16 protein-coding genes are annotated in these 19,907 nt (G+C 63.1%); 4 read left to right on the forward strand and 12 right to left on the reverse strand.

Annotated elements, in window-relative coordinates; translation table 11 throughout:
* Entirely contained in the window at positions 1-939 is a 939-nt protein-coding gene (locus tag C8D99_RS03390; protein ID WP_133956396.1) for a D-alanine--D-alanine ligase family protein, read from the reverse strand.
* Positions 940-1,080: 141 nt separating this feature from the next.
* On the opposite strand from C8D99_RS03390, the gene C8D99_RS03395 reads away from it, so the two are divergent.
* From C8D99_RS03395 to C8D99_RS03410, 4 genes are all read left to right on the forward strand, one after another.
* Positions 1,081-1,500 carry a bacteriohemerythrin gene (locus C8D99_RS03395; RefSeq protein ID WP_133956397.1) on the forward strand — a complete coding sequence of 140 codons (420 nt, stop codon included), beginning with the start codon at positions 1,081-1,083 and terminating at the stop codon, positions 1,498-1,500.
* A 10-nt stretch (positions 1,501-1,510) separates the two neighbouring features.
* Entirely contained in the window at positions 1,511-2,143 is a 633-nt protein-coding gene (locus C8D99_RS03400) for a chemotaxis protein CheC (RefSeq protein WP_133956399.1), read from the forward strand.
* On the forward strand, positions 2,130-2,618 hold the full coding sequence (locus C8D99_RS03405) for a chemotaxis protein CheD (protein ID WP_133956401.1): 489 nt from the start codon (positions 2,130-2,132) through the stop codon (positions 2,616-2,618). The genes C8D99_RS03400 and C8D99_RS03405 overlap by 14 nt, the downstream gene beginning before the upstream one ends.
* 74 nt (positions 2,619-2,692) lie before the next feature.
* Entirely contained in the window at positions 2,693-4,051 is a 1,359-nt protein-coding gene (locus C8D99_RS03410) for an MATE family efflux transporter (RefSeq protein ID WP_133956403.1), read from the forward strand.
* A gap of 24 nt (positions 4,052-4,075) precedes the next feature.
* Here the strand turns inward: C8D99_RS03410 and C8D99_RS03415 are convergent, their stop codons facing one another.
* The 11 genes from C8D99_RS03415 to C8D99_RS03465 form a co-directional block, all read right to left on the reverse strand.
* On the reverse strand, positions 4,076-6,373 hold the full coding sequence (locus C8D99_RS03415; RefSeq protein WP_133956405.1) for a hydratase: 2,298 nt from the start codon (positions 6,371-6,373) through the stop codon (positions 4,076-4,078).
* Between the two features lie 68 nt (positions 6,374-6,441).
* Positions 6,442-7,266, reverse strand: a complete 825-nt coding sequence (proC, locus tag C8D99_RS03420) for a pyrroline-5-carboxylate reductase (protein ID WP_133956407.1) — start codon at positions 7,264-7,266, stop codon at positions 6,442-6,444.
* 276 nt (positions 7,267-7,542) lie between these two features.
* Positions 7,543-8,715 carry an amidohydrolase gene (locus C8D99_RS03425; protein ID WP_133956409.1) on the reverse strand — a complete coding sequence of 391 codons (1,173 nt, stop codon included), beginning with the start codon at positions 8,713-8,715 and terminating at the stop codon, positions 7,543-7,545.
* Positions 8,716-8,805: 90 nt separating this feature from the next.
* The gene (locus C8D99_RS03430; protein WP_133956411.1) at positions 8,806-10,344 is read right to left on the reverse strand and encodes an ABC transporter substrate-binding protein; all 1,539 of its coding nucleotides are present in this window, start codon (positions 10,342-10,344) and stop codon (positions 8,806-8,808) included.
* A 48-nt stretch (positions 10,345-10,392) separates the two neighbouring features.
* Entirely contained in the window at positions 10,393-11,385 is a 993-nt protein-coding gene (locus tag C8D99_RS03435; protein ID WP_133956413.1) for an ABC transporter ATP-binding protein, read from the reverse strand.
* Positions 11,375-12,376 (reverse strand): ABC transporter ATP-binding protein, encoded by a 1,002-nt coding sequence (locus tag C8D99_RS03440; protein WP_133956415.1) that lies wholly within the window; start codon positions 12,374-12,376, stop codon positions 11,375-11,377. Before C8D99_RS03440 ends, C8D99_RS03435 begins: the two co-directional genes overlap by 11 nt.
* Positions 12,377-12,385: 9 nt before the next feature.
* Positions 12,386-13,270 (reverse strand): ABC transporter permease, encoded by an 885-nt coding sequence (locus tag C8D99_RS03445; protein ID WP_133956417.1) that lies wholly within the window; start codon positions 13,268-13,270, stop codon positions 12,386-12,388.
* Between the two features lie 5 nt (positions 13,271-13,275).
* On the reverse strand, positions 13,276-14,241 hold the full coding sequence (locus tag C8D99_RS03450) for an ABC transporter permease (RefSeq protein WP_133956419.1): 966 nt from the start codon (positions 14,239-14,241) through the stop codon (positions 13,276-13,278).
* 59 nt (positions 14,242-14,300) lie between these two features.
* Positions 14,301-15,269 (reverse strand): UDP-N-acetylmuramate dehydrogenase, encoded by a 969-nt coding sequence (gene murB / locus C8D99_RS03455; protein ID WP_133956421.1) that lies wholly within the window; start codon positions 15,267-15,269, stop codon positions 14,301-14,303.
* 82 nt (positions 15,270-15,351) lie between these two features.
* The gene (locus tag C8D99_RS03460) at positions 15,352-18,573 is read right to left on the reverse strand and encodes an AAA family ATPase (RefSeq protein WP_133956423.1); all 3,222 of its coding nucleotides are present in this window, start codon (positions 18,571-18,573) and stop codon (positions 15,352-15,354) included.
* Positions 18,570-19,865, reverse strand: coding sequence for a metallophosphoesterase family protein (locus C8D99_RS03465; protein ID WP_166669983.1), 1,296 nt, complete (start codon positions 19,863-19,865; stop codon positions 18,570-18,572). Before C8D99_RS03465 ends, C8D99_RS03460 begins: the two co-directional genes overlap by 4 nt.
* Between the last annotated feature and the right edge of the window lie 42 nt (positions 19,866-19,907).

Raw genomic sequence — 19,907 nt, forward strand, 5'->3', positions numbered from 1 at the left:
TCAGCGGGACAGGGAATTCTCCACCACCATCCCGAGGAACTCCCCGAAGGAGATGCCCGCCGCCGCCGCCGCCTTGGGCACCAGGCTGGTGGCGGTCATCCCTGGTACCGTGTTGAGTTCGAGCACCACGGGAAGGTCGTCGTCGTCGAGGCGGAGGTCCACCCTGGCGTAGGCCCTGCATCCAAGGGCCTTGTACGACCCGAGGGCAGCATGCTCCACGGCCTTGAGGACGGATTCTTCCAGAGGAGCCGGAACACGATACTCGCTCCCTCCGGGTGTGTATTTCGAGCCGTAGTCGTAAAATCCGCCCCTGGGGCGGATTTCGATGACCGGGAGGCAGACGGGCTTCCCGTGCCGTTCATGGACCGTCACGGTGATCTCCCGGCCGGGGATGTACTCCTCCACCAGCACCCTTCCGTCGTGGCGAAAAGCCTCCTCCAGGGCATCCCCGAGCCCGCCGGGACCGTCGAGGATGGAGACCCCCACGGTGCTGCCGGAACAGCAGGGCTTCACCACGAGCTTTCCCGACCGCTCCAGGAGTTCCTCCAGGCAGGCCCCGGAGAGAGACTCCTCATCAGCCCCGCGGCGGGACACTTCGATCCCCTTCGGAACCGGAATCCCCTTCTCCCGGAAGAGGGCCTTGCCCGCCGTCTTGTCCATGGCGAGGGCGCAGGATGCATGGCGAGAGCCGGAAAACGGAATTCCCGCCATTTCGAGGGCCGCCTGCAGCGTTCCGTCCTCTCCCCATCCCCCGTGGAGGGCGATGAAGGCAAAACCTTCCTTTTTTTCGATGAAGGCCGACGCGTCTCCCCTGTTCCGGAGGTCCACCGGCTCCGTTTCGTATCCCCTTTCGAGGAGTGCGGAGGCCACCGCCTCTCCGCTCCGGAGGGAGACCTCCCTTTCGGGGCCTTCGCCTCCGTGGAGAACCCATATCTTCATTCCAGTCAGTCCTTTCAGCGGGGATGGTTCATTATACAGCCGGGACAGGCCTATTTTTCTTTTCTCCCCTCTTTCCCATCTGGTACAATTGACCGGAGCACTCGACAGAGAGCGGACTTCCCCCGGCAGGAGGGTGAAAGAATGACAGTACAGTGGAGCGACGACCTGGCCATCGGCATCGGCATCATCGACGACCAGCACAAAAAGCTAGTGGAGCGCATAGCCTCCTTTTCCAGAGCCGTGGAAAGCGGCGACAGAAACAGGATGGAAGATACGGTCAACTACCTCATCGGCTACGCCATCCAGCATTTCGGCGCCGAAGAACTCATCATGATCCGCAACTGCTACGACCAGTTCAGGGAGCACCGGGACGAGCACAGCTGGTTCATCAAGGAAGTCTTCGACCTCCACCGCAGATTCGCCGAGGGAGAAGAGATGACCCGGGAGAGCGCCGAGGCCCTGAGGGACATGCTGGTAAACTGGACCCTCGACCACATCTCCGTGAAGGACAAGCGCATCGCCGAGACCCTCAACAGCTTCGGCGGTCCCCTCAGGAAATAGGGTACATCCCATGGACTCCGGAACTCTGAGTGATTTTCACCTCGACGTCCTGAAAGAGGTGAGCAACATCGGCGCGGGAAACGCCGCCACGTCCCTTTCCTCCCTACTGGGAAGAACGGTGGACATGCAGGTCTCCCGGGTGGTCCCCATGCCGTTCAACGGGATCGTGGACTACGCGGGCGGCGCGGAGCGGATGATTTTGTCGGTCTTCGTCCGCATTGAGGGTGGAATTTCGGGGAACATGCTCTTCGTCATGAGCACCTCCGACGCCCTGGCGCTCATCCGCCACATGACGGGGGCGTCAGGCGGCGAGGGCTTTACGGATATGGGATTTTCGGTGATCCACGAGGTGGGGAATATCATGATCGGTTCCTACATCACGGCTCTTTCCGACTTTCTCGGCTTCGAGCTCACCCCCTCGGTCCCTTCCCTGGCCATGGACATGGCGGGGGCCATCCTGGCCTTCAGCCTTTCCGAGATCGGCCGGAGCGGGGACACCGCCATCGTCATCGACGGCGGCCTTTCCCTGGACGGAAACCCCCTTTCGGAAGGAGAGTCGAGCCACATTTTCCTCCTTCCCGACCCCGATTCTTTCGGCCGGATCTTCCAGGCCCTGGGAGTGGCAGGTCATGGCGGTCGTTAGGGTCGGCATCGCCGAAGCCGGTGTCGTTCTGAATCCCGACTCCATCTCAACCCTCGGGCTTGGTTCCTGCGTCGGGGTAACACTGTACGACGAAAAAAGGCGCATCGGGGGAATGGTCCACGTGATGCTCCCTTCCACGGAGCTCGCCAGGGGAACGGATTTCAACAGGTCGAAATTCGCCGATTCCGCCGTGCCCGACCTCCTGAAGCAGATGATCCGCTACGGGGCAGACGAGCGCCGCATCAGGGCGAAACTCGCAGGGGGCGCCCAGATGTTCTCCCTGGGAGGCAATGCCGACTCTCTCCTCAAGATCGGCGCCCGGAACGTGGAAGCCTGCAGAAAGGTTCTTTCTTCCCTCAGGATCCCCGTCCTGTCCGAGGACACGGGAGGCTCCTGGGGCCGGACGGTGGAACTGTTCTCCGATTCCGGGATGCTCGAGATACGGGCCATCGGCAAGGAGAAGAAGCTCATCTAGGAAGACGGACAGAGAAACATCATCCAGGGCGCGGCGAACCCCGCCGCGCCCGTTCTTTTCGGAGGCATTTTTACGTGAGCACAGACAGGCATCTTCTCGGAACCCAGGGCATAGGGAGGCTTCTCTTCAGGCTTTCCCTTCCCTCTGCAGTCGGCATGATCGTCATGTCATCCTATAACGTGGTGGATGCCATTTTCATCGGCCGGGGCGTCGGATCCCCCGGACTGGCGGCGGTGGCCATCTGCTTTCCCCTGCAGATGCTGGCCGGGGCTCTGGCCATCATGGCCGGCGCGGGGGGAGCGTCCATCATCTCCCGCAGCCTCGGAGCAGGAGATATGGAGAGAGCCCGGAAGGCCTTCGGCACGACGGTGTCCTTCGCCTCCGGCATCGGCATCGCCGTTGCCCTCCTGGTCTTCCTTTTTCTCGAACAGGTCCTCCGGCTCTTCGGGGCCACCGAGGCCATTCTGCCCCACGCGGAGGCCTATCTTTCCGTGATCCTTTTCGGCATCCCCCTCCAGATGTTCGCCATGGTGGGGAACCACGCCGCCCGGGCCGAGGGCAGGGCCAGGATCGCCATGACCACGCTGCTCATCTCCGCCATACTGAACATAATCCTCGATCCCATATTCATCTTCGGCCTGGGCTGGGGGATGCGGGGAGCCGCCGTGGCCACGGTGCTCTCCCAGATGGTGATGTTCGTGTGGATTTTCGGCTATTTCTACAGGGGAAAAAGCGCCCTTTCCTTTGTCAGTAAGTATCTCGTCCCCTCACCCCGGCTGCTTCGGGAAATAGTGGCCGTCGGGTCGTCGGAGTTCGTCCGCATGGCTGCGGGCAGCCTCTCCATCGTCCTGGTCAACGGGGCCCTCGTCCACTGGGGAGGAGATCTTCACGTGGCCGTCTACGGAGTCATCAACAGGGCCCTTTCCTTCTTCTTCATGCCCCTCATGGGCATAGCCCAGGGGTTCCAGCCCATCCTGGGCTACAACTACGGAGCGGGAAACCTGGTCCGGGCGCGCCGGGCTATCCGCCTCGCCGTGACCGCCTCCACGGTCCTCGCCCTCATCGGCTTCACCGCCGCCCAGGTCTTTCCCCGGGAAATCTTCCGGCTCTTCTCCGCCGACGAGGCCCTCATCGCCGAAGGAGTCCGGGCGATGAGCCTCATCTCCATGGCCTTCTTCCTCATCGGCTTCCAGATCACCGGGTCAGCCATGTTCCAGGCCCTGGGAAAGGCCCGGCCCGCCTTCCTGCTCTCCCTGTCCCGCCAGGTGCTCCTGCTCATCCCCCTTGTCCTCATCCTTCCCGGCTTCCTGGGGACAAAGGGTGTCTGGATCTCCTTCCCCCTGGCGGACAGCGGCTCCTTTCTGCTGACCCTCTACCTGTTCAGGAGGGAGCTTCGGAATCTGTCCGTTTCCGGGCCGGCCGGGAGTGACTGACCCGGAATGGCCTCTCTCCGTTCCTCAGGACTTCCTTTCCCGGTTGTAGTTGATCAGGGAACCGGCGAGTATGACTGCCCGCTCGTCCTCCGTCAGGACACCGGTCTCGAGGGTGATTTTTTCGAAGCTCCCCTTCCCGGCCACATAGGCGGAAAACTCCATCTCCCCCCGCTCCATGGCCTGCCGGATACCGGGAATGAAGATCCAGCTCCCCGCGGAGAAGGAGGGGTCGCCGTGGAGGAGGAAGGGAACCATCCCCCAGTTGATGAGATTGCTTCTGTACCTCTTCGTGGCGTACTCCCGGGCGATGTTCGCTCCTCCCCCGAGAACCCTCTGGCAGCTCGCCGCCTGTTCCCGGGCCGAACCGTCCCCTGGCTTCCTGGCATACACGGCGGAAGCCAGGCTGACGGATTTCAAAGAAATTTCCCCGAACCCCGGGACGGCTCCCAGGGCGGATAAAACCTCTTCCAGCTCCGGGGAGATCTCCCCGGGGGCTTTGCCCTCGGCAAGGGCCTTTGCAAAGGCCCTGACCTCCTTCGCCTTCCCCACGTAGGAGGGATCCTTCCTGGAGAGGGTGAATTCCGCCAGTCCCAGGGGGTTGGAACGGAAACTCGCCGTCTCGCCCGAAGGGATGAGTTCGTCGGTGGTGGTCACGGGATCGGTGATGAATGAGACCACCTTCAGCAGGAGGTGATCCGGCAGGGGCGGCATCTCCGGCCAGTCGGCGATGTTCGGGCCGAAGACCAGGGGCGTGCCGGAGTCAGGCGAGCCGAACCCGCTGTAGACCCTGTTCCTGTAGGGAGTGTCGTCGAAGTGGTATTCCCACCGCTCCTCCGCCGGGTCAAGGTCCGTGGCGGGGGTGAGGAAGCCGCCGTTTGCGGCCGTGGCGGCGATGCTCCGGGCGTCCATGAGGGCCACCGCTGCGATCTGCCCTTCTCCGGGCTTCGATCCCTCCCTGTTGGGAAAATTCCTGGTGGTGTGACGGATGGAGAGGGAACCGCTGGCGGGAACGTCTCCCGCCCCGAAGCATGGACCGCAGAAGGCCGTCCGGACCACGGCACCGGCCATCATCAGTTCGGTGATGGTTCCGTTCTTCACCAGTTCGAGCAGCACGGGCTGGCTCGAGGGGTAGACAGACAGGGAGAACTCCCCGCTGCCCGTGCTCTTTCCCTTCAGGAGAGACGCCGCAGCCATGACGTTCGTGTAGGTTCCCCCGGAACAGCCCGCAATGATCCCCTGATCCACCCGGAGCCTGCCCTTCTCGAGCTTGCCGGTGAGGCTGAACTTCGCCTTCGTGTTTCCCAGGAGTTCCGCTGCTGACCGTTCCACTTCCCTGAGGATGTCGCCGGAATTCTCGTTGAACCGTTCTATCTCCATGGCGTTGGAAGGATGGAACGGCAGGGCGATCATGGGCTTCACCGCGGCAAGGTCCACCATGACCATGCCGTCGTACCAGGCGACTTTGCCGGGGTTCAGCTCCCTGAAATCGCCGGAACGGCCGTGGGCTGCAAGAAAGTCTTTCACATTTCCGTCAGTGCGCCAGATCGATGAAAGGCAGGCCGTCTCGGTGGTCATCACGTCCACGCCGCACCGGTAATCGGCGGAGAGGTTCGAAACGCCGTCCCCCACGAACTCCATGATGCTGTTCTTGACGTAGCCGCTGTTGAAGACGGCGCCGATCACGGCCAGCGCCACGTCCTGGGGGCCGACGCCGGGGCGGGGTTTTCCCGTGAGGTACACCCCCACCACCCGCGGGTAGGCGATGTCGTATGTCTGGCCCAAAAGCTGCTTGACCAGCTCGCCGCCCCCTTCGCCCACCGCGAGGGTTCCCAGGGCGCCGTATCGGGTGTGGCTGTCGCTCCCGAGGATCATTTTTCCGCAGCCCGCCATGGCCTCCCTCATGTACATGTGGATCACCGCCATGTGGGCGGGAACGTAAATACCTCCGTATTTTCTCGCCGCCGAGAGGCCGAAGAGGTGGTCGTCCTCGTTGATGGTGCCTCCTACGGCGCACAGAGAATTGTGGCAGTTGGTGAGGACGTAGGGGAGAGGGAAGGATTCCAGGCCGCTGGCCCGGGCCGTCTGGATGATGCTTACGTAGGTGATGTCGTGGGACGTCAGGGCATCGAACCTGATCTTCAGCCGCTCCATGGCCCCCGAGGTGTTGTGGGCCTCGAGGATGGACCAGGAGATGGTGCCCTTCCGGGCCTCTTCCCGGCTGACCGGCCGCCCGGCAAGTTCCGCGGCCTTCGCGCCGGCGCCTTCCACAACCACATGTTTCCCGTCCACGAGATACGCGCCTTGTTCCAGAAGTCTCACCATGGTCCGTCCCCTCCGTCGTCTCGGTTCTTCCGGGGCGGCGCCCCGTTTACAGCGGCTCCGTGCTTTTCTCAGCCTTCCTTTTTGTCGCAGTACAGTCCCGCCGCCTTTTCGGCGGACACGGTGATCCCCCGGATGAGGGCGGAGCTGAACCCCTCGTGTTCCATCCGGTTGAGACCGGAAATGGTACAGCCCTTGGGGGTGGTCACCTTGTCGATTTCGTTTTCGGGGTGGCTCCCGCTCACGGAAAGCAGGCAGGCGGCGCCCTTGGCCGTCTGGACAGCCATGGCCAGTGAGTTCTTGGCCGACAGGCCGATCTCGATCCCCCCCTGGGAGGCAGCCCGGATGGCCCGGAGGAAAAAGGCTATGCCGCAGGCGCCCAGGGCTGTGGCGGCGATCATGTCCTCTTCCCTGATCCGGAGGGTCTTCCCCACGTCGTTGAAGATCCGCTTGGCCATCTCCAGCGCCCGGTCGTCGGGACCGTTGGAGGCAAGGCAGGTCATGGACTCCCGGACGGCGATGGCCGTGTTGGGCATGGCCCGTGCGATACGGAGAGGTTTCCCGATGACCTCCTCGATCCTTTTGATGGTCACTCCCGTGACCACGGAGATGAGGATGTGCCGGTCAAAATCCAGCGCCGGGGCAATCTCCTCCAGAAGAGTATCCACCCGCTGGGGCTCCACGGCAACGATGACCACGTCGGCCCCCTTCACCGCGGCGGGGTTGTCGCTGGTCACCTCGAACCCCATGGCCTTGTACTCCTCCAGGAGATGGGTCCGTCTCCGGGTGAGGGTGATCATCCCGGGGGTAAAATGACCGGCCTGGGCCAGGCCTTTGGCAATGCTCGTCCCGATGTTTCCCGCCCCGAGGATGGCAATCCGTACCGCGTTTTCCATTTCTGTTCGAACCTCCCTTGAAATTCCGGGCATCATCGGGAGATCCGGTGAGCCGTAATTTTTTAGCGGACAGTATATCAAAGCCAGCCCCCGTTGAAAAGCCCGAATCCTCGGGCTAAAACAGCATTTTTGGGCAGAGGGAGTGTCGCCGGGAAAAGCGCCCGGGCCGGGAAACCGACATGGATGTCGGTTTAAGGTGCAGTTGTCATGGACGACAATCTGCACCGACGGCCCAAGCGAGCACCGGTGACGCTCCCCGCTGCCCGCAGCTGCCCGTCAGTCCCTGAAGGGCAGGACGTTCCGCCGGTATTCCTCCCGGGCCGCTTCCCGCAGATCCCCGTCGGTGAGGAGATCCCAGCCTGTGAGGGCAAGCCCCGCGGCGGCGAGAACCACCACATCGTCGCCCCTGGGAGAGACGGCGGCCTCCCGGAATTCCGCCGTGTGTCCGGCCACGGACGTGTCCGCTATGGCGAGGTACTCGTGGATGGCGGGCAGCTCCAGGGAGACGTTCCCCACGTCCGACGACCCGACCCTCTCCCGGGGATCGGGGTATTCCATGATCTCCCCGAGAGACTCCATGTTCCTCTTGAAAGCCTCCCCCATGGCGGCATTGGGATATCGCTCGGCATAGACGGGCTCCCCTTCCAGGATGAAGGCGGCCCCCGTGACCATGGCGGCCGCCTCGGCAACCCGGTTGAGATCGCGGTACATGGCGATAAGCTCCTTTTTCGTGGAGGCCCGGACGGTAAAGCAGGCCTCGGCGAGATCGGGGATGACGTTCGAGGCCGTGCCGCCCCTGGTGATGATTCCGTTGATCTTTGCGGAGTTCGGCCAGGTCTGCCTGAGAGTGTCGATGCCGTTGAAGAAGGCTATGAGCGATGTGAGGGCGTTCACGCCCTTGTCCGGAACGGCCGAGTGGGCCGCCCTTCCCAGGAATTCGACCCGCACTCCCTGGGCGGCAAGCCCGCCCCGGCCGATGAGATTCTTCGTGTTGGGGTGCACCATGAGGGCGAAATCCACACCGGCGAAGCATCCCCGCTCCACCATGTAGATTTTCCCCCCTCCCTCCTCCTCGCCCGGGGTTCCGATCACCTGGACTTCTCCCGCAATGTCCTCCAGGGCGGAGGCAAGGGCAATCCCCGCGCCGACGGCGGAGGCGGCGATGATATTGTGCCCGCAGGCGTGCCCGAGGCCTTTCAGGGCGTCGTACTCCGAGAGGAAAGCAACCACGGGCCCTCCCTCCTGCCCCCTCTTCACCGCCCGGAAAGCGGTTTCCATGCCGCAGAAGGGCATTTCCACGGTGAAGCCGTGACGCTCAAGCAGCTCCTTCTGCCAGAGGGCCGCCCGGTGTTCCTCGAAGGCCGTCTCGGGGCATCCGTGGATGTTGTGGCTCAGCTGCAGAAGTTCCTGCCTGATCTCTTCAACCCTGTTTCTGATCCGGTTTTTCATGAAAGGGCTCTCTCCTTCTTTTGAAAAAAAGACAGGCCGGCGGCACTTGGCCCCGGCCTGCCTTTATCTTTCCGGCCGCTGAAGTCCGGCTTATTTCACGTCCATGTCGTAGGCAAGGATGGATTTATCCGCCCTGGGTTCGAAGGTCACGGAGTTCTTCTTGCCGTAGATGTCCTGCTGGAAGTACAGGGGAACGATGCCGCCGTCCTCCACGATCATGCGGGCTGCCTTTTCGAGGATGACCCTGCGCTTCTCGGGGTCCGCCGTACCGTCGGCCTCGTCGACGAGGGCGTCAAACTCCGGGTTGGCGTAATGGCCCCGGTTGGAGCCGCCCTTGGCGGGATTCTTGCCCCTGGTGTAGAAGAGTACGCTGGCCATCTCGCCCACGTCGATGGGCTCGGACCACCCGGTCATGACAAGGCTGGACTTGTCGCCGGGGCGTACGAAATCGAAGAAGGTGGTCTTGGGGTGAAGGCGGAGCTCGATCTGGATTCCCGCCTTGGTGAGCTGGCCCGCCAGGGCCTGGGCAACCTGCCCGTCGTTGGGATAGCGGCCGTTGGGAGCGTCGAGGTAGACCTTGAAACCGTCAGGATATCCGGCTTCTGCGAGGAGCTTCTTCGCCTCTTCGGGGTCGTACTTCGGCTCCGGCATGTCCTCCACGTATCCTCTGCGGCCCTTCAGGACCATCTGGTTCGTGGCGTAGGCATTGCCGTTCATGATCATCTTCACGATGGAGTCCCTGTTGATGGCCAGAGACAGAGCTTTCCTGACCCTGACGTCTGCGAGGGGGTTCCTGTCGAGCCCGATGACACCGGGGCCCTGGGGCCTGTGGGAGTCCACGTGGAGATAGATCAGCCGCTCGCTGGGCCGGTCCACCACCGAAAGGCCTTCCGTGCTCTTCAGCTTGTCCACGTCACGGACGGGAACGTCCTCGATGATGTCCACTTCGCCGGTCAGCAGGGCTGCCGTGCGGGTGGCGGCGTTGCTGATGGGCCGGAAGGTGACCTTCCCGATCTTCGGCGCTCCGCCCCAGTACTGCTCGTTGGCCTTCATGGCGATATGGTCTTCCTTGACCCATTCCACGAAGACATAGGGGCCGGTGCCCACGGGGGCCTGGTTGAAGGCTGTCTCGCCGAGTTTTGTCCTGTAGGCCTTCGGCAGGATGCGCAGCGCGGCCAGGGACTCGAGAAGAACCGCCGTGGGGGCCTTGGTGACGATCTTCACCGTGTGGGGATCCACAACTTCCACCCTGTCGATGGAGGCGGTAAAGTTCTTCAGCAGGGATGTGCGGCACACCTCGACGGTGTAGGCTACGTCTTCGGCGGTGAAGTCGCTGCCGTCATGGAACTTGACGCCCTTTTTCAGGCTGAAGGTCCAGGTGAGATTGTCGTCGCCGATGGTCCAGGATTCGGCGAGGGCCGCCCGGGGAACGCCGAGGGCGTCGTTGTTGAGAAGGCCGTCGTACATGTACCGCCCCATGGTGTTGGTGATGGTCTCATCCTGCTGGGAAGGGTCCATGAAGAGCGCGTCCGACGCGAGGCCGATGACGATGCTCTTCTCCGCGGCCGCCGGGGCGGCCAGGACAAGGCAGAGCGCGAGTACTGCAAAGAGAGCTGCAAATTTCCTCATTCGTTTATTCCTCCTTATATTTTTTCGTTCCGGCGGGTCTATTATAAACTATTCTTCTCCGTACAGATGACACGCCACCATCCTGCCCTCCACGGGCAGAAGGGACGGCCTCCGGGCATCGCAGACCTCCATCTTCCGGGGGCAGCGGCCGGCGAAGGGGCAGCCGGGCGGAAGGCTGATGGGGCTCGGGACGTCCCCCTGCAGGGGAGCGGCCGCCTTCTCCCTGTCAAGCGTCGGGGCGGCGGCAAGGAGCGCCTGGGTGTAGGGGTGGAGGGGATGGCCGAAAATGCTGTCCCGGTCTCCCTGCTCCACGATGAAGCCCAGGTACATGATCCCCAGCCTCTCGGTGACATGGCGCACCACGGAAAGATCATGGGCGATGAACATGTAGGAGAGGCCGAACTCGTCCCTCAGGTCCATCATCAGGTTCAGCACCTGGGCCTGGATGGACACGTCGAGGGCCGAGACGGGTTCGTCGGCGACGATGAAGGAGGGGTTCGTGGCCAGGGCCCTGGCGATGCCTATGCGCTGACGCTGCCCCCCGGAGAACTGGTGGGGGTACCTGTCGGCCTGTTCGGGCCGGAAGCCCACGATATCCAGGAGACGCAGCATCCTGTTCTCCGCCTCCTCCTTCCCCGAGACCGTCCCGTGGAAGAGCATGGGCTCCTTGATGATGTCCTTTATCTTCTGCCTCGGGTTCAGGGAGGCGTAGGGATCCTGGAAGATCATCTGCATCTTCTTCCGGACAGGCATCATCCTGGAGGGAGAATAGGCCGTGATGTCCTCCCCGTCGAAGACGATCCGCCCCGCCTTGGGCTCCAGCAGGCGCACCACGGTGCGGGCTGTGGTGGATTTTCCGCATCCCGACTCGCCCACCAGGCTGAAGACCTCGCCCCGGAGAATGTCGAAGGAGACGCCGTTCACCGCATGGACGGTTTTTACCGGCCTTCCCGCAAGCCGGTCCAGGATGCCCCGGGGCTGGCTGAAACTCTGAACGAGGTCCGTGACCTCGAGAAGAACGTCCCGCCTGCTACCGCCCATGGCCTTCCGCCTCCTCTCCGCCCTGTACGGGGTTGTGGCAGCTCACCATCCGCCCCGGGGCGACGGTGCGCATCCGGGGAGCCTCTTTCCTGCAGAGTTCCGTGGCATACCCGCACCGGGGGGCGAAGGAGCATCCCGGCGGAAGGTCGAAGAGGTTCGGCACCATGCCGGGTATCTGGGGGAGCCTCCGGCTTCTTTCTCCGGACAGCCTGGGGATGGACTCCAGCAATCCCTTCGTGTAGGGATGGAAGGGATTGTGCACAAGCTCCCTTGTCGGCCCTTCCTCGACCACCCTGCCGCAGTACATGACGGCCACCCTGTGGGTCATCTCGGAGACTACGGCGAGGTCGTGGGTGATGAGGATGAGCGCGGAGCCGAACCGCTTCACGAGATTTTCCATGAGAGCAAGGATCTGGGCCTGCACCGTCACGTCCAGGGCGGTGGTAGGTTCGTCGGCGATGATGAGCTTCGGGTTTGCGGCAAGGGCGATGGCGATGACCACCCGCTGCCGCATGCCCCCGGAAAACTGGTGGGGGTAGTTCTCGAGCCGGTCCTCCGGGTTGGGGATGCCCACTTCCCTGAGGAGCTCAAGGCTTCTCTTCCTGCGGTCCGCCTGGGAGAGGGGGGTATGGAGGGCCAGCATCTCGTCTATCTGCCTCCCGATGGTCTGCAGGGGGTTCAGGGACGTCATGGGGTCCTGGAAGATCATGGAGATCTCCTTCCCCCTGATGCGGCGCATCTCCTCCTCCGACTTCTCCAGGAGGTTTTCTCCCCGGAAGATCACTTCTCCGGCGGCGACCCTCCCCGGAGGGTCGATGAGGCCGAGGAGGGAGAATCCGGTGACGGACTTTCCGCCCCCCGATTCTCCCACGATACCCAGGATTTCCCCTTCCCTGAGGGTGAAGTCCACTCCGTCCACGGCCTTCACCGTGCCCCGGAAGAGCTCAAAGCGGGTCTGCAGATTTCTGACTTCCAGAAGGTATTCAGACATGGGATACCTCTATTTCAGACGGGGATTGAACTCGTCGCGGAGAAAATCCCCAAGGAGATTGATTCCGAAGACCAGGAGCATGATGAACATCCCCGGAAAGACCGACGACCACCAGAGGCCGCTGAAGAGAACGTCGTAGCCGTTCTTGACGAGAAGGCCCAGGGAGGGCCTGGTCACGGGAACGCCCACCCCGAGGTAGCTGAGGGTGGCCTCCGTGAGGATCACCGTGCCCACGTGGATCGTGGCGATGACGATGAGGGGAGTCAGGATGTTGGGCAACACGTGCCGCAGGATGATGGGGAAGGGAGAGAGGCCGATGAGCCTGGCCGCGTCCACGTATTCCTTTTTCTTCTCCACCAGCACAGAGCCCCTGACCGTCCGGGCGTAGAGCACCCAGCCCACGATGGTGAGGGCGGTCACCAGCTTTCCGAGGCCGCGGCCGAAGGCGGCCATGATGAAGAGGGCCACCAGCATGGCCGGAAAGGAGAGCTGGATGTCCACGATCCGCATGAGGAGACTGTCGAGCCTGCCGCCGAAATAGCCCGCAGTGAGGCCGAGAAAGGTGCCGAGAACGCAGGAGAGAACCACCACCGAAAGGCCGATGAACAGGGAGATCCTGCTGCCGTAGACCATGGCGCTCAGCAGATCCCGCCCCTGGTCGTCCGTGCCGAGGACAAAGGCCGGGTCGCCGCCCTCCATCCAGACCGGCGGCTTGAAGGCGTCCATGAGGTCCAGGCTGCCGATATCGTAGGGATTCTGGGGAGTGAACAGGGGCCCGGCGGTCACCAGGACCACGAAAAACGTGACGATGAGAAGCCCTGCCATGGCGCCGGGACTCCGGACAAAGTTGTGAAAGAACTCGCTTTTGAAAAATCCTTCTTTTTTTGCGCTCATACCGGTCACCTCAGGTCGATTCGGGGATCGATCAGGGTATAGACGATGTCCACGAGGAAGTTGATCAGGACGAATATGGCCGCCACGATCATGAGGTAGGCCACGATGACGGGCCTGTCCGCCGTGTTGATGGAGTCCACCAGGAGCTTGCCCATGCCCGGCCATGCGAAGATGGTTTCCGTCACGGTGGCGAAGGCAATGAGGCTCCCGATCTGCATGCCGAAGACCGTCACCACGGGAACGAGGGCGTTCTTCAGCGCGTGGGAGAAGAAGAGGCTCCTCCAGGAGACGCCCTTGGCCCTGGCGAACCGGATGAAGTCCTGGCGCATGACCTCCATGATCTGGGCCCGGATGAGCCGGATAAGCATGGCCAGTGTTCCGAGGGCGAGGGTCACCGCCGGGAGGACGATGTGCCGGAAGCCGTCCCAGGTGAGGAAAGCGAAGGGGATGCCGAAAAGAGGAGCCGTGGCCCCCCGGCCGGACGAAGGCAGGAGACCCTTCTCCACGGCGAAGTAGAAGATGAGGAGAATGCCCACCCAGAAGGACGGCAGGGAAATCCCCAGCAGGGACCCCCCCATGACCGCCCGGCTGAAGGGGCTGTTCGGCCTCGCCCCGGCGTAGACTCCGCATGGCAGCGCCACCGCCAGGGACAGGAGCACCGAGAAGAAGACCAGTTCGAGGGTGGCGGGCATCCGCTCCACGATGAGGGTCAGGGCGGGGCGCTTGAAGATGTAGGACACCCCCAGGTCCCCCCGGAGGAGGTTCTGCAGGAAGACCCCGTACTGCACCCACAGGGGCCGGTCGAGGCCGAGGGCTGTCCGGGCCTCGGCGATCTGGGCGTCCGTGGCCGTGGGCGGCACGATCATGAGGACCGGGTCGCCGGTGAAGCTCATCACGAGAAAAACGATCACCGAGACGGTGAACAGGACGACAATCATCTGGACAAGGCGTTTCAGCAGATATTTCAGCATGGATCATATCCCCGTTTCGTGTGGAATGGAGAGCCCCGGGTTCAGCGGCAGGCAACACCTCACGGGCAGGCCTCCGATGCCGGGACGAGCTTCCCCGTCTCGTCGGCGTACCGGACTTCGCAGTCGAGCCAGACGCCTATCCTGTCGTGAACCCTGCGCCGGACCAGGCCGATGAGGCCAAGGACATCCCGGGAGGACGCCCCCCCGAGGTTGACGATAAAATTGGCGTGCAGAGAGGAAACCCGGGCCCCTCCCACGGTCTCCCCCTTGAGGCCCGTGTCCTCGATGATCTTTCCCGGAGGGCCCGCGAGCTCGAAGACCGCCGGATCGTTGGTGAACACGGAGCCGCAGTTGGGCAGGTCAAGGGGAAACTTGCCCCTGCGCTCCCCGAGGACCCGGATCTGTTCCCTCCTCACCGCGCCGGGTTCCGACCGCCGGAAATCCAGGACGGCGCCGAGGACGATCCACCGTTTTTCCGGCACGTCGGGAGGATCCTGGAAGAGGGACCGCCGGTAGGAGAAGCCGCACTCTTCATTCACGAATGTCCGCCGTTCCCCGGCAAGCGAGACGGCGTCCACGGACCGGATGTTCTCTCCGGCACTGTGCCGGAGGCTTCCTCCGTTCATGGTGACCAGACCGCCCAGGGAGCCGGGAATGCCCGCCGCGTGCTCGAAGCCGGAAAGCCCTGCGTCGGCAAGGTTCTTTACCAGCTTCGGCACCCAGATTCCTCCCCTGGCCCTCACCTCCGTACCGGAGATAGAAAATTCCGAAAAAAGCCTCCCCAGCTTCATCACCACGCCCCGGATGCCGCCGTCAGGGAAGAGCAGGTTCGTCCCCTTCCCCAAGACAAGAAAGGGCACATTCTCTCCCCTGACAAATTCCAGGAGCCGGAGGATCTCCTCCTCCGTGCGGGGCTGGACCAGGGCGTCCGCCGGCCCCCCGATCTTCCACGAACAATGGTCTTTCAGCGGCTCCATGGGGGAGACCACCCCCACACGGAGTTTCTGCAGCTTTTCCGCAAGGATCATGGGTGTTTCCGAACCGCCTTTCGCGAAGGGGGGATGGGAATCCTCCCATCCCCCTGCAGGTTTTCCGCGTTTCTTCTCTCCCTCATACTGCCGGGCGGAAGGTTCCCCGCTCGATATGGTGGAAGGCGAGAAAATCCGGAGCGGTCCCCCGGGCCTCCACCACGGTCCGGAAAATGTCGAGGGTCTTTTTCTGGCAGGTGAAAAGGAGCACCTGGTTGTCCTCCGCCGCTTCGAGAATGGCCTCAGCGGCCCCCTGCTGGCGGGTTTCGTCGAACCGGACGAGAAGATCGTCAAGTATCAGGGGCAGGGGCTCGGAATTCCGTCCCCACAGCGTCGCCAGGGAGAGCCGCATGGACAGGTAGACCTGGTCGGCGAGCCCTGAACTCCACTTGACCTCGTCCTTCCGTTCCCTGGAGGGATCGTTCCCTTCAAGGACCACGGAGAGTCCTCTCTCTCCTCCACCCGAAAGAAGAGTGTAGCGGTTTCCCGTCATGAGCGCAAGATATTTTCCCGCCCTGCGGATCACCTCGGGCTGGCGCTCCCTCTCGTGCTTCTCCTTGGAAACCTCGAGGAAATGCCTGGCGAGGATCACCGAAAGCCACTCTTTCACGCTGTCGTCCAGCTTCCGCTCCATCTCGCTCCTGGAAAAGAGCAGTTCCCCGAGGCGCTCATCCGCGGCGATCTGCTCCAGGCGGAGGGCAAGCCTACCTCTGGAGTCCGCCGCGGCCTCGAACTCCTTTTCCAGCACGGCGGCTTCCTCCGCCGCCCGCTCCCTCTCCTTCGCCCCGTCCTCCGCCGGGAGGGCCAGGAGCTCCTCTCCCGCCTTCTCCACTTCCTCCGCGGTGCCGAAAAGGCCAAGGAGGACCTTCCGCTCCCGGGAGGCATCGTCAAGGAGGCGTTCCCGTTCGTCCCAGCGGGCGGCGAGGGCCCTGTACCGTTCCTCGTTTTCCGAACCGGCGATGGTGAAGAGCTCCCCTGTTTTTTCCCCGTTGACTTCCAGCTCTCCCCGGTGTCCGGAAAGGGAGACGGAAAGGGCCGCCAGGTCCCGTTCGAGAGCGGCGATCTCCCCCTTTCTCTCCCCGGCCTGCCGCAGCGCGGCGGCAAGAATACGGATGGAAGACGGGTCGGGCTCTTCCGATAGCTCTGCGCCCGCACCCGCGAAGAGCCCCGCCAGGTCGGCAATGCGCTGCCTCACCGAGGAGATATACCTCTCGAGTTCCCTCATCTCCGCCTTCCGAGATTCGATAGCGGACTTCTCCGACCGGAGCTGCAGTATCCGGGGCACCAGGGCCTCCATGTCCTTCGGGGCAAGGTTCTGGTCAAATTGCCGCCCTGCAAGCCAGCGGCGCCATTCGGCCACAAGACTGTCAAGCTCTGCAGCTGTCCGCTCAAGGGCGCTCTCCATGGCCTCGCTCTCGCTGTCCATCCGGGCCATCACGGCGGCCATCTGTCGGCTCCGTTCGCTCAGCACGGCGAACCGTTCGTTCGCCGAATTGTCCCTCTCCCCTTCTTCCAGAAGCTCGTCCATTTCGTTGGCGAACCTCGGGGCCCTGATACCGAGCCGCTCCCCGAGTTCCTCCCGTCTGTTCCGGAGCCTTTCGACCCTGGCCTTCTGGCTTTCCAGCAGCAGCAGGGTCTCCTCCATCCGCAGGTCGAGATCGTCCATCCTGCGGGTCCACCAGGAGAGGGCCGTCTCGTACCGCTTCTGCTGGTCCCGGTGGGCTATGAATGAGAGCAGGGAGGCGCTGAAAAGGGCCACGGCGCCGAAGAACCACAACCGGTCAGAGGTGAGCCAGGCCTGGTAGGTGCCCCCTCCGCCCACGGCGAGCAGCGCCCCGGAGATGAGGGCCACCATGGTCCCGGGCTCGGGGGGCTCTTCCTCGGCGAGGACCGCTTTTTCACTGATAATGGTGGTCCTGGCTTCCTCGAGGTTCGCCAGCTCCTCTTCCTCGTCGCAGAGTTCCCCGAACACGGCCCGCAGGCCGGTGATGAGGCTCCACCGCTCGGTGGCCCGCTTTGCTCTTGTCTCCACTCCCGCCGTTTCCCGGTCGAGGGAAGCGGCCTCGCTTCTCCGGTCTTCCCGCAGGCGATTCCACTGGACAAGGGATTTCTCCTCTTCACCCTTCCTCCTCTCGAGAAGCTCCTTCCGCTCTGCGGTCCTTCTGGCGTAGTCTATGGCTTGGGCAGAGACATCGGCCCCGGCGAGGTGTTCTTCCGTCCACCAGGAACAGAGATTCTCCAGGTTTCCCCTGAAGGCCTTTTCCGCGTCCCCTATCTCCTTTTCCAGAAGCCCCCTTCTGGCGAGAGATGCCCGGAACTGCTCGCTCTCGTGCTCCAATCCCTCCACTTCCTGCCGCGCTTGAAGACACCCGAGGACGGGGTCCGCCTCCAGGACGGCCTTCTCCCTTGCCTTCGCCGCCTTTTCTTCCTCCAGGCGGGCGACGGCGGCCTCTATCCTTTCCTTCTCCTCTTTCAGCCGTTCCAGCCGGGACAGGCCGTTTTCGGGAAAGGGATGAAGCTCCGTCATACCGGCAAGCCTCAGTTCAGTCTCCTCGAGGGCCTTCCGGGAGGGGCGGGCCTTTTCAAGAAGCTCCAGCCTGGCGATCCGTCCTTTGAGGATCTCCAGCCGCTCCTTCTTCTTTTCAATGGAGTCTTCCATGGCAGACAGGTCGTCCTTCATCCTCCGCCATGCGCCGTTACGCTCCCTGAGATCCCGTATGGCGGCGTCCGTTTCGCCCATGGAGGCGAGAAGCCGGTTCACCGCCGACGCACTCCGGGCGTTCCCCCACGGCCGGTAGAGTTCATTCTGCCGGGCATCGAGCAGCGAGAGCAGTTTCGGAAGGGATGCCGACCCCAGGCCGGCTCCGGCGGCAAAGAACCGGGCGGCCACGTCGGAAGAGTTCAGGGGGTCCAGGGACTGCATCTCCCCGAGCCCCATGGCGAAAACGCTCTCGTAGACATCCCTGCTGATGGAGAAGAAATCCGGCGAAAGCTCGGCGGCAGGGCCCCCGTCGGCGGGAGCAATGAGGTTCTTCTGCCCCTCCACGGTCAGGATGTAATCCCTCCCGTCCTCCATGCGGATCCTTGCGGAGCCTCCGTGCTGCCCGCCATTCAGGGGCTCGTACAGGTTCGCCTTCCCCCTGCCGTTCTTCCCCCTGCTGAAAAGCAGGCGGCGGAAGAAATTCATCAGGGTGGTCTTGCCGCTTTCGTTCTCTCCATGAAAGATGGTGAGCCCTTTAGACAGTTTAGCTCCCGAGCCCGAGAAAACACCGAAGTTATTGACAAAAAATTCCGTTATCTTCATAATCCGTCAATCCCTTCGAGCAGTCCGGACAGGGCCGAAAAGGTCCCCCTGTCGAGGAGCAGCTCCGCGTCCTCGTCGGACAGGGAGTCTATCACGTCCAGCACCTCCCGGGACGGGATCCTGTCCAGAATTCCCCGCTCTCTGAGGATGTTCTTGAGTCCATCCCGGAGATTGCCTCCCTGCCGGAAAGCCCGGACCTCCTTCAGGAAATCGCCTGCAAAATGGCTGCCCGCCGCGAGGGAGTCAAGATCCAGGGGGGGGGCCGTCACCTCGAAAATCTCCTCGGTGAAGATGAAATCGGGCCTGTCTTCCTCCCCTTCGTTCACTGTCTCAAGAAGCCCGCCGGGCCCCCTGAGAAACCCCGGGCGGCGGAGGAGTCCGTGGATCTTCCCCCGGCCTGAAATGGAAAGCCGCAGAAGGGCCGGCAGCCTGCCGTTTTCCCGCCGGACCGTCTCCTTCAGGTCCGACACGGCCTGGAAAAACTCCTCGTCCCGCTCCATTCCGTCAATGGAAATGTCCCCGCTTCTCCACCGTACCACGTCGCAGGGGACGAACTCGGCACACCCTGGCTCACCGGCGGAGAGGGTGACGTAAAAAACGCCCTTTTTCCCCGTTTCCCGGATGTTCCTCCCCTGGATAGTCCCGGGATAGACCACAAGGGGGTCCCGGCAGAGCACCTCCGCCCCGTGCACGTGGCCCAGGGCCCAGTAGTCCATGCCCGCCGCCCTCAGGTCGTCCAGGGAACAGGGGGCGTAGTTTTCATGCCCCTTCCGGCCGCCCACGTTGCAGTGGAGCAGGGCGATGTTCACGCCTTCTCCCTTCCGGCCCGCGAACCGGAGGGCCACATTTTCCTCCACGTCCCGGACGGGATAGCTGAAGCCGTGAACCGTGCCGGCCATCTCCCCTCCAAGCACCAGGGGAACTGACTCGACCCCGGGGCCGAACCGGAAGGCCAGGGGCGGAAAATCCCTGTCCGCCTCCCATCCCGAGAGGGAATCGTGGTTTCCCGCAGCGATGAAGGAAGGGATTCCTCCGCCGGAAAGGCGCCGAAGCTGTTCGAGAAAAAAAACCTGGGCCCGGACGCTTCTGTCCTCGCTGTCATAGACATCGCCCGAGACCAAGAAGAAATCCGCTCCCTTCTTCAGGGCGAAGGTGACGGCATTTTCAAAAGCCCGGAAAGTCGCTTTTCGCAGGAATGCCCCGAGGGAGGGAGAGATATCGGAAAGCCCGGAAAAAGGGCTGTCGAGGTGAAGGTCCGCGCAGTGAACGAAAGAAATTTTCCGGCCGCTCACCGGGTCTTCCCCCTCTCCGCCGGGAGAAAAGGCAGCTCGTTC

The sequence above is a fragment of the Aminivibrio pyruvatiphilus genome (genome assembly GCF_004366815.1).
Lineage (GTDB): Bacteria > Synergistota > Synergistia > Synergistales > Aminobacteriaceae > Aminivibrio > Aminivibrio pyruvatiphilus.